Raw genomic sequence first — 14331 nt, 5'->3', positions numbered from 1 at the left:
AGTGGCAGCGACGACCGACCACGAAGAGCAGACCGCCGTGCCGGCGCGCTCGCCCGCGCCGCGCCGCCGCGGCCACGGCCGGATCGCGATGGCCGTCAGTGTCTTCGGTGAGCTCCTCATCACGGCCGGACTGATTCTCGGCCTGTTCGTGGCCTACTCGCTGTGGTGGACGAACGTCGTCGCGGACCGCGAGGCGGACAAGCAGGGCAGCAAGGTACGTGACCACTGGGCCGAGGACCGCGGCCCGGTCGGCCTGGACACCAAGGACGGCATCGGCTTCCTGCACGTACCCGCGATGACGAGAGGCGAGGTACTGGTCAAGAAGGGCACCGACGCGAAGCTCCTCAACGACGGCGTCGCCGGCTACTACACCGCCCCCGTCAAGTCCGCGCTCCCGCAGGACAAGAAGGGCAACTTCTCGCTGGCCGCGCACCGCGACGGGCACGGCGCGAAGTTCCACAACATCGACAAGCTGAAGAAGGGCGACCCGATCGTCTTCGAGACCAAGGACGAGTGGTACGTCTACAAGGTCTACGAGATCCTCCCCGAGACCTCCAAGTACAACGTCGAGGTCCTCGCTCCCGTCCCCAAGGAATCGGGCAAGAAGAAGGCGGGCCGCTACATCACGCTGACGACCTGCACTCCGGTGTTCACCTCCAACTACCGGTACGTGGTGTGGGGGGAGCTGGAGCGGGTGGAGAAGGTGGATGATGAGCGGACGCCGCCGGTGGAGTTGCGCTGAGCGTGACTGAGCTCCTTCAAGGAGCTCAGTCGTCTAGCATGGCGGAGGCCCGAAGCCGCAACTATCTCTTGCGACTTCGGGCCTTTTCCGTGAGGCGCCAGCTGGTCAGCGCAAGGCGGACAGTTCTGTCCCCCTGCTCCATGCCGCGAGCAAGCTTCGGTCCACCAGTGTGATGCCGCCATCAGCCGCGACGTTCATCGCATCGCGAGTGAAGGTGCATGTGGCCACGTAGAGCGCCACGTCCGCGTTGTACAGGACCTTGGCCGCCCCGATGAACTTCTGGACGTGGGAGCTGGTCACGGATACGTAGGGCGCGAATCTCTTGCACTGGACGGCGATGTGTCGGCCGTCGGGGGTACGTCCCGTGATGTCTACGCCCCGGTCTCCACCTCCGCCTCGTACGACGACAGCGGTGCAGCCGTCACGGCGCAGCAGTTGAGCGACGTGCTCCTCGAACTCGCGCCCGCTCATGGCGTCCATGTGGGCCATGAAGCGGGCGAGGGGCCAGTGTCGAGGGCCTTCCAGCCGCTGCAGTCGGGCGTTGTGCTGTTGGAGCTTGCGCTCGATGCGCTGGACGCCGCTGCGCAGGGCGATCAGTTCCCGGCGGTGCTCGCTCGATGTCTCGATCAGGGCGTTGAACATCGGGACGACGGTCCTGCCGAGGACGTGGCTGATGCGTTGATCGATGCGGTCGTCGAGGGAGGGGGAGGCGGCGTCCCTGTGGACAGGGTTATCCACAGGCTGGGTGCGCGCCAGATCCTCCATGTTGAGGAGGTACGTACGTACCTGACGTGCGACTTCGCTGTCGCGGAGAAGCATGGCGACGTTGAGGACGGTGCGGCGGGAGAAGAGCGCGAGGGCTCGGGATCGCGACTGGATCCCACTGGCCCTCTTGAAGAGGGCCAGTGGTGTACCTGTCAGGACCTGGTAGCCATTCGCCTCCAGTTCCTGCTTGTGGTCTTCGATGAGTGACTCGAGTGTCTTCACGCCCACTTCGAAGTACGTCGCGACCATCGCCGTAGTCACATGCATGCCGTCCGGCAGCAGCGACAGTGCCTTGACTCTGTCGAGCACGTCCGTGCGCTCCAGCACGCTGTCGCGCAGGGTCTTCGACTCCAGTAGAGCCGCTTCGTTGATCATGTTCTGTCCTGTCTGCTCGTGGTCCGGCCGTGCGGCCAGGGCGAAGCTCCGATGCCCCACCTCATAGATCAACGAATCGTCACGTATGAAGACACGATCTACGTGCGAGCAGGTGTTCAACGAGGGCGTTCGGTGACACGTCAGAGCCCCGGCACCCAAGTTCAGCTTGGGTGCCGGGGCTCTGACGTATGCGGTTGTACGCGGACGGGGTGGGCGTCAGTCCTCGGTGCGGGCGGAGGCGCCGTTGGCGCCGCCCAAGAAGCCGCCGCCTCCGTTGTCTCCGCCGCCGTTGTTCTGGCCGGCGGTGGTCAGGTTGACTGCGGTGCCCTCGGCGACTTGTTGACCGGGGTCCGGGTCCTGATCGAAGACCAACGCGTTGCCGTCTTGAGAGTTGACGTTGCCGACCTTCAGGCCCGCGCCCTCAAGGATCTGCCTGGCGTTGTCGAGGGTCTGACCGACCACGCCCGGAACCTGGACCTGCTGCTCCTCGTCCTCGGCCTCCTTGCCGATCTGGATGTTCACCTGGGAGTTCGGCTCGACCCGGGAGTTGGCGCCGGGGTCGGTGGAGATGACCTTGCCGACCAGGTTGTCGTCCTCGGTCTCCACCTCGGCGCAGACGCCTACGAGGTCGTTGGCCACCATCTGTGCCTTGGCCTCGTCACAGGTCCTGCCCGCGACGTCGGGGACGATCGACTGGTCCCTTTCCTTGGCGATGGTGAGGGTGATCTTCGATCCCTTTTCCACTTCCTCGCCGAATGCGGGGTCCGTCTCCAGGACGGTCCCGGGCTCCTCGTCCGACTCCTTGGTCTTCGTGTCGACGTCGAACTGGTAGCGCTCGTCCTCGAGCTTCGTCGTGGCGGCGTCTTCCTTGTCTCCGATGACGTTCGGCACCGCCACCTTCGGCGCCCCCGTCGACACCGTCAGCGTGATCGTGTCGCCCTTGTTGACCGATTTCTTCGCCTCCGGGTCCTGCGCGCAGACACTGCCCTTCGGAGTGTTCTCGCAGGCCTTCTCGGTCTCCGTCACCTTCAGGTCGACGTTCTTCGCCATGTCCCTGGCGTCCGGCAGGGTCCGGTTGACGAAGTTGGGTGCCGGGAACGACTCGTTGCCCGCGCCGCCCGTCGAGCTGAACACCCACTTCCCGATGAGGACCGCGCCCACCAGGACCAGGACACCCGCGACGACCAGCAGGATCGTAGAGGCGTTGCTCTTCTTCGGTCGGCGGCGGTCGCCTCCGTCGTAGCCGAAGCCGTCGCCGTCCGGGCCCATCGGGGGGAGCATGGATGTCTGCTGGCCGCCGGGGGTGGGGCGCAGGGCCGTGGTCGGCCTGTCGTCCGGGTAGCCGCCGTAGCCGACGGAGCCCAGGGCGGCGGTGGCCGCTACGGGCTGGCCGTCGAGGCAGGCCTCGATGTCGACGCGCATCTCGTCGGCGGACTGGTAGCGGTAGTCCGGGTCCTTGACCAGGGCCTTGAGGACGATGGCGTCCATCTCGGACGTGATCTCGGGGTCGAAGTTGCTCGGCGGCTGCGGCTCCTCGCGTACGTGCTGGTACGCGACGGAGACCGGGGAGTCTCCGACGAACGGCGGCCGGACCGTCAGCAGCTCGTAGAGCAGGCAGCCGGTGGAGTACAGGTCGGACCGGGCGTCGACCTGCTCGCCCTTGGCCTGCTCCGGGGAGAGGTACTGGGCGGTGCCGATGACCGCGGCGGTCTGCGTCATCGTCATGCCGGAGTCGCCCATGGCGCGGGCGATGCCGAAGTCCATGACCTTGACCTGGCCGTTGCGCGTCAGCATGACGTTCGCGGGTTTGATGTCGCGGTGGACGATGCCGTTGCGGTGTGAGTACTCGAGGGCCTGGAGGATGCCGATGGTCATCTCCATGGCGCGCTCGGGCAGCAGTTTGCGCCCGGAGTGCAGCAGCTCTCGCAGCGTGGACCCGTCGACGTACTCCATCACGATGTACGGGATGGAGATGCCCTCGATGTAGTCCTCACCCGTGTCGTACACGGCGACGATCGCGGGATGGTTGAGCGAGGCGGCCGACTGGGCCTCCCGGCGGAACCGGGCCTGGAAGGACGGGTCGCGCGCGAGGTCCGCGCGCAGCGTCTTCACTGCCACGGTGCGTCCGAGCCGTGTGTCATGGGCGAGATGTACCTCCGCCATGCCACCACGGCCGAGCACCTGGCCCAGCTCGTACCGGCCGCCGAGGCGACGCGGCTCTTCCATAGCTACCTACCAGCCCTCTCCGTCGGTTCCGACCGCACCCAGTTGTGTGGTCCGGCGGTGTGCTGTCCGGGCATACCGTACCCGGCTCGCCTTGACTGACCTGGCCACAACCGTCACCCGATACAGGACCGGTATCGCAACGTGCACCGATGTGAAGGGGACGTGAGCGGGGTCACTTGCTGTCGAGTACTGCTTTCATCACGTCCTTCGCGATCGGTGCGGCGAGACCGCCGCCGGAGATGTCCTCGCGTTCGGCCTGGCTGTCCTCGACGACGACGGCGACGGCGACCGGCGAGCTGCCGTCCTCGCCCTTCGCGTACGAGATGAACCAGGCGTACGGCGCCAGCTCGTTGTCGACGCCGTGCTGGGCGGTACCGGTCTTGCCGCCGACCTTGACGTTCGGGATCTGCGCCTTGGTGCCGGTGCCGTCCTCGACGACCGTCTCCATCATCGACTGGAGCTTCTGGGCGTTGTCCGCGGAGAGCGGCTCGCTCATCTTCTCCGGTTCGTGCTGGTCGATGGCGTCCAGGCTCGGGGCCGTCAGCCGGTCGACCATGTACGGCTTCATGAGCGTGCCGTCGTTGGCGATGGCCGAGGCCACCATGGCCATCTGGAGGGGGGTCGTGGCGGTGTCGAACTGGCCGATGGAGCTGAGCGCGGTCTGCGACTTGTCCAGGACGGTCGGGAAGACGGAGGCGCTGGAGCGGGTCGGTACGAACTGCTCCTTGTTGAAGCCGAACTTCTCGGCGGTCTCCAGCATCTTGTCCTTGCCGAGATCGGAGCCGATCTTGCCGAAGACGGTGTTGCAGGAGTACCTGAGGGCGTCGCGGAGTGTGGCGTTCTTACACGGGATGTTGCCCTCGTTCGGCAGCTCGGTGGTGGTTTCCGGCATGATCCACGGGTCCGGCGAGTCCGTCTTCGCGTCGGGGTCCTCGACGAGGCCGTGCTCCAGGGCTGCGGCCGCGGTGACGGCCTTGAAGGTGGAGCCCGGCGGGTAGGTCTCGCGCAGTGCCCGGTTGAGCATCGGGTCGTCGGGGTTCTGCTTCTTCTGGAGCTTGGTCCAGGCCTTGGTGTCGGTGTCCGTGGAGTTCCCGGCGAACGTCGACGGGTCGTACGACGGCGTGGAGGCGAGCGCCAGGATCGCGCCGGTGGACGGGTCGATGGCGGCGACGGCGCCCTTCTTGTCGCCGAGGCCGTCGAAGGCCGCCTTCTGAGCGGCGCCGTTGAGGGTGGTGACGACGTTGCCGCCCTCCTGCTTCTTGCCGGTGATCATGTCGAGGGTGCGGCGGAAGAACAGCCGGTCGTCGTTGCCGGTGAGGATGCCGTCCTCGATGGATTCCAGCTGGGTCGCGCCGAAGGCCTGCGAGGCGTAGCCCGTGACGGGGGCCCACATTTCGCCGTTCTTGTAGGTGCGCTTCCACTTGAAGTCGCTGCTCGAGGTCTCGGTGGAGCCGGTGATCGGCTTGCCGTCGACGATGATGTCGCCGCGCGGCTGGGCGTAGCGCTCGATGGAGACGCGGCGGTTGTTCTTGTGCTTCTGCAGCGCGTCCGCCTGGACGTACTGGATCCAGTTGTCGCGGATGAGCAGGGCCATCACGAGGAGCCCGCAGAAGATCGCGATGCGGCGCAGGGGCTTGTTCACGGGCGGACCACCTGGGTCATTTCGGCGTCGGGGTTGGAGGCGGGGGCCGGTGCCGGGCGGCGTGCGGTGTCGCTGATGCGGAGCAGGATGCCGACCAGGGCCCAGTTGGCGATCACGGAGGAGCCGCCGGAGGCGAGGAACGGCATCGTCATGCCGGTGAGCGGGATCAGGCCCATGACGCCGCCCGCGACGACGAAGATCTGCAGGGCGAAAGCGCCGGAGAGTCCGGTGGCGAACAGCTTGCCGAAGGGGTCGCGGGCGGCCAGCGCGGTGCGGATGCCCCGCTCGATGATCAGGCCGTACAGCAGTAGGAACGCCATGACTCCGGCCAGGCCCAGCTCCTCGCCGACGGTGGCGAAGATGAAGTCGGAGTTGGCGGCGAAGCCGATGAGGTCGGAGTTGCCCTGGCCGAGGCCGGTGCCGAGTACGCCGCCGGAGCCGAAGGACATGATCGACTGGCCGATCTGCTCGCAGGCCCCGGAGGTCTCGTAGCAGCCGAAGGGATCCAGCCAGGCGGTGACACGGACCTTGACCTGGCTGGCGAAGGTGGAGACGACGACCGCCCCGCCGGCGGACATCAGCAGGCCGATGACGATCCAGCTGGTCCGCTCGGTGGCGACGTACAGCATGATCACGAACATGCCGAAGAACAGCAGCGATGTGCCGAGGTCGTTCTCGAAGACGAGGATGAGCAGGCTCACAGCCCAGAGGGTGAGGATCGGGCCGAGGTCGCGGCCTCGTGGCAGGTACAGGCCCATGAAGCGGCGGCTCGCGAGAGCCAGGGCGTCTCTCTTCACCATGAGGTACCCGGAGAAGAAGACCGCGATGATGATCTTCGCGAACTCGCCCGGTTGGATGGAGAAGCCGCCGATGCTGATCCAGATCTTGGCGCCGTTGACGTTGGCGCCGAGGCCGGGAACGAGGGGCAGGAGCAGCAGGACGATGGCGGCGGCCATGGAGATGTACGTGTAGCGCTGCAGGATGCGGTGGTCCTTGAGCAGCATGAGGACCACCACGAACAGCGCGATGCCGAGCGCCGAGTAGAGCAGCTGCTTGGGGGCATCCGGACTGAAAGATCCGAACAGGGATTCAGCACGCTGCTGGAGTCTGGGCGACTGGTCCAGGCGCCAGATGAGCACTAGCCCGAGCCCGTTGAGTAGCGTGGCCAGCGGCAGCATCAACGGGTCCGCATACGGCGCGAACTTCCGTACGACGAGATGGCCGACGGCGGCGAGCAGGCCGAGGCCCAGGCCGTAGCCGAGCAGGCCGGAGGGGACCTGGTCGTTGATGGCCAGGCCCACGTTGGCGTAGGCGAACACCGGGATGACGACGGCGAACACCAGCAGCGCCAGCTCGGTGTTGCGCCGGCTGGGCGCGCCGATGGCGCCGATCGTGGACGTATGGTGCGTCGATGGGTTCGTTGTACTGCTCATCGTGTAACGGGGCCTCTCACAGCGTGCGTTGCTTACTGCTTACCGCACAGCGAGACCAGCTTCTGCTCTTCCTCCGAGAGGCTGGGACCGGGTGTGGGAGTGGGTGCGGTGGGGGACGGGTCGGCGGACGGTGACTTCGACGGGTTCGGCGTCGGTGTCGCCTTCGACGCCACGGAGGTCCTTGTGGTTCCCGTGGTGCCGCCTGCTTCGCCTTCACCCGTCTGAGAGTTATTACGGCTCTCGGCCTGCCTGCGTTCGGCGTCTTTCTTGCAAGCCGACGCCTGCGTCGCCAGATCCTCGATTTTCGACCTGGCGGCGGTGAGGCCGCCCTCGGCGATCGTGGCCTCGACCTGCTTCTGCTGATACGGCGGCAGGTACTTGAGTTCGATCTCGGGGTGGTCCTTCTCCACCTTCGACAGCGAAACCCAGGCCAGGTCCTGGCTGATACCGCGGTACAGCGCGACGTGCTCGCCCTTGGTGCCGACGTAGTACTGAGTCTGTGTCCAGCGGTATCCGCCGTACAGCCCGCCGCCGATGACGGCGAGCGCGAGCACGCCGTAGAAGGATCTTTTCAGCCACTTGCGTCCGCGGCGGGGTTTGACGAAATCCTCGTCGGTGTAATCACCGAAGCCGCCCGTGGGGACGTAACCGGTGGTGTCGCCGCTGCCGGGCGGGCCGAACTCGCCGCCGCCCCCTGAGGGCGCGGGGCGGCCGAGGCTGGAGGCGCGGCCCGCGGGCGTCTGCATCGTGCCGTCGTCGTGCAACTGCTGTTGCTGGTTCTCGGCGACCGCGCCCACGACGACCGGGATGTCGGACATCTGCCCCGCGAGGGTGTCCCCGCCGTCGATGTCGAGTACGTCGGCCACGATCACCGTGATGTTGTCCGGGCCGCCGCCTCGCAGCGCGAGCTCGATCAGCTGCTGCACGGTCTCCTGCGGTCCCTGGTAGCTGGCGAGGGTGTCCTCCATCGTCTGATGGCTGACCACTCCCGACAGACCGTCGGAGCAGATCAAGTACCGGTCGCCGGCGCGGACTTCACGGATCGACAGATCCGGCTCGACGTGGTCGCCGCTGCCCAGCGCACGCATCAGCAGCGAGCGCTGCGGGTGCGTGGTGGCCTCGTCCTCGGTGATGCGTCCCTCGTCGACGAGCCGCTGTACCCAGGTGTGGTCCTGGGTGATCTGCGTCAGTACGCCGTCCCGCAGCAGGTACGCGCGGGAGTCGCCGACGTGCACGAGGCCGAGCCGCTGCCCGGTCCACAGCAGTGCCGTGAGGGTCGTCCCCATGCCCTCGAGCTGGGGGTCCTCCTCGACCATCAGCCGAAGCTGGTCGTTGGCGCGCTGCACGGCTGTGCCGAGCGAGGTCAGGATGTCGGAACCCGGTACGTCGTCGTCGAGCGCGACGATGGTGGAGATCACCTCGGAGCTGGCGACCTCACCGGCGGCCTGGCCGCCCATCCCGTCGGCGATCGCGAGCAGGCGCGGACCGGCATAACCGGAGTCCTCGTTGCCCTCGCGGATCATGCCTTTGTGCGATCCGGCGGCGAAGCGCAGTGACAGACTCATGCGCACCTCGCCCGTCGGCTCCGGGTACATCCGCACGGTGCCCACCCTCCGGTCGGGAGCGCGCCGGGGTCCCCCCAGGGGACCGCCGCTGCGTGCTCGCTCCGCTCGCTCATTGTCGTACTACTTCCGCAGCTCGATGACGGTCTTGCCGATGCGGATCGACGCGCCCAGCGGAATCGGCGTGGGGGTCGTCAGCCGGGTCCGGTCGAGATACGTGCCGTTGGTGGACCCGAGGTCCTCCACGATCCACTGGCCGTCACGGTCCGGGTAGATCCTGGCATGCCTGCTGGAGGCGTAGTCGTCGTCCAGGACGATCGTGGAGTCGTGCGCACGCCCCAGCGTGATGGTCTGGCCCTGCAGCGCGACCGTCGTACCCGTGAGGATGCCCTCGGAGACGACGAGCTTGGTGGGCGCGCCACGGCGTTGACGGCCGCCGCCGCTCGCCTGCTGGCGCTGCTGCGGGGGCGCGGCCTGTTGCCGGGCGGCCTGCTGCGGCCGTCCGCTTTCCCGGCGCGAGCCGCGCTGTGTGACACGCGTTCCGAACAGATCGCTGCGGATGACCTGCACGGCCACGATCACGAACAGCCACAGTACGGCCAGGAAACCCAACCGCATGACCGTGAGGGTCAGCTCTGACATTGCCCCCGCTTCACCCTTCGGCTTGCCGGTAAATGATGGTGGTGTTGCCCACGACGATCCGCGAGCCGTCGCGGAGCGTAGCGCGGGTGGTGTGCTGCCCGTCCACCACGATGCCGTTGGTGGACCCGAGATCCTGGATCGTCGAGGGCGTTCCGGTCCGGATCTCACAGTGCCGGCGCGAGACGCCGGGGTCGTCGATCCGCACGTCGGCGTCGGTGCTGCGGCCCAGCACCAGCGTCGGGCGGGAGATCTGATGGCGGGTGCCGTTGATCTCGATCCAGTGCCGTACGCGCGCACCGGGCAGCGGGCCGGGAGCCGCGGCACCACGGCCCTGGGCCATCGGCGACGCGGGGCCGCCGCGGCCGCCGGGCGGCGGCGCGGACGGCATGGGGGGAGCGCCCGTCGGCTGGGCCGCCGGCGGCGGGTAGCCGTAGCCCCCGGGGCGGCCGGCCGGGCCTCCTGCGGGAGCGCGCTCCGGAGCCTGCTGGCTGGCGGAGGAGGCGAGCGTACGGCTGCGTACCCGATACAGGCCGGTGTCGAGGTCGTCCGCCTTCTCCAGATGGACCTTGATGGAGCCCATGAAGGTGTAGCGCTGCTGCTTCGCGTAGTCGCGCACCATGCCGGCGAGCTCGTCGCCGAGCTGGCCGGAGTAGGGGCTGAGACGCTCGAAGTCCGGCGTACTCAGCTCCACGATGAAGTCGTTGGGGACGACGGTCCGCTCGCGGTTCCAGATCGTCGCGTTGTTGTCGCACTCGCGCTGGAGCGCTCCGGCGATCTCGACGGGCTGGACCTCGGACTTGAACACCTTGGCGAAGGTGCCGTTGACCAGACCTTCGAGGCGCTGCTCGAATTTCTTCAGGACTCCCATGGGGCACCTCCTCCTTCGTCGCTGTCCTGGTACTGCTTACTGATCGTATCCACGCGCCGGGAAATCGGGTGGTTCCCTCTGTCGGCACGGTCGACGGGTGTCGACGCCCACTGAAGTCCCCTCCCGAAGTTCCCTTCGGAGCTCCTCTTCGAACTCCCCCTGGGCACTCCCATGGGAAGGATCGTAGAGGTGGCTTCACCACAGTGTCCCGCACCCGACTGTGGACCCTGCCCCCCTCCTGGGGAGATGGCCGGGACCGGTACGAGGTTGATACGTGAACAGGTTCTGGCCGATACGAACGGGGTGGGTGTGATGGGACACAAGGCACTGTGAGGGGCGGCTGCGCAGGTGATGCCGGGGTCTGCCGCCTCGCCCCTGCCTCGTTGCTGCCCCCGGAAAGGGATGTGAATCCACCCTTGGCAGCGTGCTAATCTTCTGCATGTCGCCAGGCGCTCGCACCCTCGGGTGAGAGACGGACGACACACCCAATGCGCGGGTGGCGGAATAGGCAGACGCGCTGGATTCAGGTTCCAGTGCCCGCAAGGGCGTGGGGGTTCAACTCCCCCCTCGCGCACAGAGAGAAACCGACGGAACGGGTCTCTGCAGGTGACGGAAGTCATCGCAGGGGCCCGTTTCTCGTTTTCATGATCGTTGTGGGGCATCACGCAGCCTGGTCAGGGCACCCAACAGGCCCCGACGCGTGAGCTATCTCACGGGTGGGGCCTGTCTTTGTTGTGCTGCAGCGGCCGGGAGCGGATTGATCTATGCCGCTGGCGCCAGGTGGCCGGTCGGGGTCCAGCTCCTCGGTTCTTTTGTCTGGCGACGGTGGTGGGTGCGTCGGCGGGGGCGCTCGCCGCCGAGCGACAGCGTGTCCAGCCACTTCTTGATCTTGCGGCGGTTGGCGTGGGCGAGCTGGAAGGCGAGCAGGATCGTTTGGGCCGCGATGCCGCGGATACGGCGGGAGCCCGCGGATTCGATGCCCTCGGCGAGAGGGTTCTTGGCGTAGCCGTTGTAGCCCTCGACGCTGTTGCGGAGCCGGAAGTAGATCCTCTGCCATTCCGGGCTGCCGTAGTCCAGGGCTTGCCACTGCTTGGCGCCGGCTTCGGGGTTGACGGTGATCGTGCGCTGGCGGCAGACCTTGAGCGGACCGGCGGGGCTGGGTTCCGGGTCGATGAGAGGCAGGTGGATGCCGCGCCCCAAGGTGTCCGGTTTGATGAGGCACTGGGCCTTGCCCGCCTCGGCGGGACACATCATCCGCTGGTAGCCGTAGCCGTAGGCGTCGGCGTTCTCTTTCGGCATGATGCGGTAGCCGCGACGAGCGGCGATCAGCCGGACCCACGTCTCCCGGTCGATGCGCTCGGCGTGCAGGTCGATGGTGGCGTTGATGAGAGGCTCTGGCATAGACGGGCAGTACCAGCGGCCCTCGACGAGGATCGCGCCCTGCGTTCCGGCCTGCTTGCCGAGCTGGTCCTCCCGGTAGTCGTAGACGGGCTTGTAGCCCATGGCTCGGACGGGGAGCTGCCACTCCTGGGGCTCGGAGTTGTTGTAGGCGCGGTCGCCGGCCAGATAGCCGGGTTTGTATCCACGCTCCCGGAGACGGTTGAGGACCTTCAAGCCGTTGTACGCCGGGCGGTGACCGGGCTTGTCGAGGGCGACGCCGAGGACGAGGGCCGGGAGGACTTCGGGGTTGGGGGTGCCGTCGTCGAGCAGTACGGTGTCGTGTTCTGCGTCTCGGGTCACGATGAGGTGGGCTTCGTAGCCGAAGAGGTACTTCTTCTTGAGCGAGGTCTTCTTCTTGCGCTTGGAAGTCTGGCCCTTGGAGCTCTTGCCTTTGGCCTTCTTGGCGGGCGGTGGAGGCGGGAGCATGGAGTCGGAGACCGGCGCGTCGGGGTCCTTGTGGTCGCCTTCGCGTACGTACCAGCCGGCGTCGGGGTCGGTGGCGAGCTCCGGGCCGTTCGTGCGGCGGCCGCGGGAGAACGTGCGGACGGGGGTGGCGTCCACGCCCAGTGAGACCTCTGCCAGTTCGGTCAGCAGGTTGTGGAGGGGCCGCACGGAGGCGTCCAGCACGAACTCGGTGAACAGGGCCAGACGCCGCTCGCGCTCGGCCAGGTCGTCGATGTCCGCCGCTGCGGTCAGGTCGTGGGCTTCCTCACGGGAGAGGTGCCCGTTGGGCGGCAGCGGGGACGGGTTCATCGCGTCCTTCATCGCGTGGAAGAGACGCCGGACGACGGCGTAGGCCGCCTCGAAGCCCCGGTCGTGGTCTTCGTACTCGGGAATGCCGAGCAGCGAGCGCAGTCGCGGGCTGATGCGGAAGTACAGGATGTCGGTGACGCGCTCCAGCACGATCTTGCCGCCGGTGTCCTGGGTGCACAGGTGGAGGCCGATCAGGAGACTTCTCAAGTGCAGTGTGCGGTGTCGGCCACGCGGGAGATGGACGAACTCCTCGAGCAGCGGGACGAGTTCGCTCTTGTCGACCTCGTCAATGGCCGCTTCGACGTCGGTGTCGTCGATGTACCTGCGCTCCGCGCGCATCGCCATCAGGCGCTCGTGGCGGTCGCTGGGCAGCCCGTGGAAGGTCGTCATTGGCCGCCTCGCAGCAAGCGGGCCGCTTCGTCGGCGGGGACCGCGGTCAGGAACGGCAGGATGCGCGAGAGGCCGTGGAGGGTGTCGACGCCGGCGGCCGCCACGATGACGGTGATGGGGAGCCGTTCCTCGAAGAGTTCGACCAGCCAGTTGGACCTGAGGCGGCCCATGACCAGGCGGGGGACCTCCGGGCTGGACTTGGTGCGGTCCAGGAAGTTCGTGACGGTGTTGGTGCCGCGGCTGAAGCAGTTCGGGCGGAACAGGTACTGGGCGGTGCCCGTGGTGTCAAGACGGTCCGCAGCCGAGGCCAGGACGCCTTCCCAAGGACGGCGGCACAGGATCTCTCTCTTCCGGGTTCCGCGAGTGGCCACGACGACTGGACCGCCACCGCTGGAGGTTCGGCGGACGTCGTGGACGCGCAGCGGGATGACCTCCGGTGAATCGAGGCCGACGCCGAGACCGAGCGCCATGAGCGTCTTGCAGCCCCAGCGAAGCTCCTCGGTGGGCTGCCCGCTGGCCCAGCCCCACAGATCCGCGAGTTCAGTCCGGCTGTAGGGGCTGTTGGGAACGGAGGCCGACAGCTTGGCGGGTTTCCCGGTCCGGCATACGCCACCCAGCACGATCTCGTGCAGTCGTAGGAGCCTGGATCGGTAGTTGCCCCGGGTGCTGTCGCGCACGTGGGGGCAGCCGACAGCGATGAACCGCTCGATCGCCTCTCGGGAGAGCCACACCTCGGCTTTCCCGGGCAGGCCCTCGCCGTCGCAGAAGAGCGCCAACTGGGCGAGCGCGGTGAGCAGTTCACGCGCTTTGTGGGGCAGGAGCGGGTCGGCGAGCCGGATCACGCGGCGCACCTCGTCGCCGACGCGGCTCCACCCCGCGGGGGAGCCGGACGGTCGATAGGAATCAATGCGCTGACTCATCACATGCCGCCACACCAACACCCCGGCAGGTGGGGTGCTATTCGAATAACATCTATCCGTGGCAGCAGCCGCGCGCGACCGGGGAGGACCGGATGGGTCAGACTTCACTTCATGCCCCAAGGAGATGCCCGCCGACTGCCGCCGCGCGCGTACTGCGCCGGCGGTGCGTGGCCTGAGGCCGTCATGGAGGAGCACCACGGGGCGCGGGTCGCCCAGGCCATGGCCGCTCGGCTCAAGGCTGCGCTCGCCCAGCGGGGCTGGTCCGTCGCTCAGCTGTCGCGCGAGAGTGGCGTCGCCCGCTACACGATCGCGAAGGCGCTGGCCGGTGAGGCGTGGCCCGACCTGCTGACCATTGCCAACCTGGAAAAGGCGCTGGACTGCGATCTCTGGCCCGGCCGGAATGTATGAAACGGGCCGCTGTACGGAGCCGCCGGTATGCGGACGTGGGGCACGGAATGGCTGTTCGAAGCCGAACATGAGGGCGGTCATCCCTTCGGGCGAAGGGCAGGACCATATTTCGTCGTGCGCTACCGGCGGCCCTCGGCCGCTCGTAAAATGCAACGTGACGAACTG

11 protein-coding genes and 1 tRNA gene are annotated in these 14331 nt (G+C 67.4%); 3 read left to right on the top strand and 9 right to left on the bottom strand.

Annotation, left to right across the window (positions count from 1 at the left end; genetic code table 11):
- The first annotated feature begins 1 nt into the window (after window position 1).
- Window positions 2-742 carry a class E sortase gene (locus IEZ21_RS13215; RefSeq protein ID WP_189322066.1) on the top strand — a complete coding sequence of 247 codons (741 nt, stop codon included), beginning with the start codon at window positions 2-4 and terminating at the stop codon, window positions 740-742.
- Between the two features lie 105 nt (window positions 743-847).
- On the opposite strand, the gene IEZ21_RS13210 is transcribed toward IEZ21_RS13215, so the two are convergent.
- The 7 genes from IEZ21_RS13210 to IEZ21_RS13180 form a co-directional block, all read right to left on the bottom strand.
- On the bottom strand, window positions 848-1882 hold the full coding sequence (locus IEZ21_RS13210; RefSeq protein WP_189322065.1) for a restriction endonuclease: 1035 nt from the start codon (window positions 1880-1882) through the stop codon (window positions 848-850).
- A 216-nt stretch (window positions 1883-2098) separates the two neighbouring features.
- Window positions 2099-4108, bottom strand: a complete 2010-nt coding sequence (gene pknB, locus IEZ21_RS13205) for a Stk1 family PASTA domain-containing Ser/Thr kinase (RefSeq protein WP_189322064.1) — start codon at window positions 4106-4108, stop codon at window positions 2099-2101.
- A gap of 172 nt (window positions 4109-4280) precedes the next feature.
- Complete coding sequence (locus IEZ21_RS13200) at window positions 4281-5750, bottom strand: peptidoglycan D,D-transpeptidase FtsI family protein (protein ID WP_189322063.1); 1470 nt, start codon at window positions 5748-5750, stop codon at window positions 4281-4283.
- Window positions 5747-7183: an FtsW/RodA/SpoVE family cell cycle protein gene (locus tag IEZ21_RS13195; protein WP_189322062.1), complete on the bottom strand. Its 1437-nt coding sequence runs from the start codon at window positions 7181-7183 to the stop codon at window positions 5747-5749. Before IEZ21_RS13195 ends, IEZ21_RS13200 begins: the two co-directional genes overlap by 4 nt.
- A 32-nt stretch (window positions 7184-7215) precedes the next feature.
- Complete coding sequence (locus IEZ21_RS13190; protein WP_189322276.1) at window positions 7216-8778, bottom strand: Stp1/IreP family PP2C-type Ser/Thr phosphatase; 1563 nt, start codon at window positions 8776-8778, stop codon at window positions 7216-7218.
- Window positions 8779-8868: 90 nt separating this feature from the next.
- Window positions 8869-9387, bottom strand: coding sequence for an FHA domain-containing protein FhaB/FipA (locus IEZ21_RS13185; protein WP_033321341.1), 519 nt, complete (start codon window positions 9385-9387; stop codon window positions 8869-8871).
- 10 nt (window positions 9388-9397) lie between these two features.
- The gene (locus IEZ21_RS13180) at window positions 9398-10255 is read right to left on the bottom strand and encodes an FHA domain-containing protein (protein ID WP_033321342.1); all 858 of its coding nucleotides are present in this window, start codon (window positions 10253-10255) and stop codon (window positions 9398-9400) included.
- A gap of 490 nt (window positions 10256-10745) precedes the next feature.
- On the opposite strand from IEZ21_RS13180, the gene IEZ21_RS13175 reads away from it, so the two are divergent.
- Window positions 10746-10829, top strand: a tRNA-Leu gene (locus IEZ21_RS13175).
- Between the two features lie 188 nt (window positions 10830-11017).
- On the opposite strand, the gene IEZ21_RS13170 is transcribed toward IEZ21_RS13175, so the two are convergent.
- Both IEZ21_RS13170 and IEZ21_RS13165 read right to left on the bottom strand, forming a co-directional pair.
- Window positions 11018-12838 (bottom strand): hypothetical protein, encoded by a 1821-nt coding sequence (locus IEZ21_RS13170; RefSeq protein WP_189322061.1) that lies wholly within the window; start codon window positions 12836-12838, stop codon window positions 11018-11020.
- On the bottom strand, window positions 12835-13758 hold the full coding sequence (locus IEZ21_RS13165) for a hypothetical protein (protein WP_189322060.1): 924 nt from the start codon (window positions 13756-13758) through the stop codon (window positions 12835-12837). Before IEZ21_RS13165 ends, IEZ21_RS13170 begins: the two co-directional genes overlap by 4 nt.
- 111 nt (window positions 13759-13869) lie before the next feature.
- Here IEZ21_RS13165 and IEZ21_RS13160 point away from each other — a divergent pair, with 111 nt between their 5' ends.
- Entirely contained in the window at window positions 13870-14166 is a 297-nt protein-coding gene (locus IEZ21_RS13160; protein ID WP_246567669.1) for a helix-turn-helix domain-containing protein, read from the top strand.
- Window positions 14167-14331 lie beyond the last annotated feature (165 nt).

The sequence above is a fragment of the Streptomyces flaveus genome, from assembly GCF_014647675.1.
Taxonomy (GTDB): Bacteria; Actinomycetota; Actinomycetes; order Streptomycetales; family Streptomycetaceae; genus Streptomyces; species Streptomyces flaveus.
This window is presented reverse-complemented; position numbering and strand designations above follow the sequence as displayed.

Bases quoted from the DNA above. Each gene is read 5' to 3' on its own strand.
- IEZ21_RS13185 (WP_033321341.1), bottom strand. From the start codon at position 9,387: ATGTCAGAGCTGACCCTCACGGTCATGCGGTTGGGTTTCCTGGCCGTA.
- IEZ21_RS13165 (WP_189322060.1), bottom strand. From the start codon at position 13,758: ATGAGTCAGCGCATTGATTCCTATCGACCGTCCGGCTCCCCCGCGGGG.
- IEZ21_RS13170 (WP_189322061.1), bottom strand. From the start codon at position 12,838: ATGACGACCTTCCACGGGCTGCCCAGCGACCGCCACGAGCGCCTGATG.
- pknB (WP_189322064.1), bottom strand. From the start codon at position 4,108: ATGGAAGAGCCGCGTCGCCTCGGCGGCCGGTACGAGCTGGGCCAGGTG.
- IEZ21_RS13190 (WP_189322276.1), bottom strand. From the start codon at position 8,778: ATGTACCCGGAGCCGACGGGCGAGGTGCGCATGAGTCTGTCACTGCGC.
- IEZ21_RS13180 (WP_033321342.1), bottom strand. From the start codon at position 10,255: ATGGGAGTCCTGAAGAAATTCGAGCAGCGCCTCGAAGGTCTGGTCAAC.
- IEZ21_RS13210 (WP_189322065.1), bottom strand. From the start codon at position 1,882: ATGATCAACGAAGCGGCTCTACTGGAGTCGAAGACCCTGCGCGACAGC.
- IEZ21_RS13160 (WP_246567669.1), top strand. From the start codon at position 13,870: ATGCCCCAAGGAGATGCCCGCCGACTGCCGCCGCGCGCGTACTGCGCC.
- IEZ21_RS13195 (WP_189322062.1), bottom strand. From the start codon at position 7,183: ATGAGCAGTACAACGAACCCATCGACGCACCATACGTCCACGATCGGC.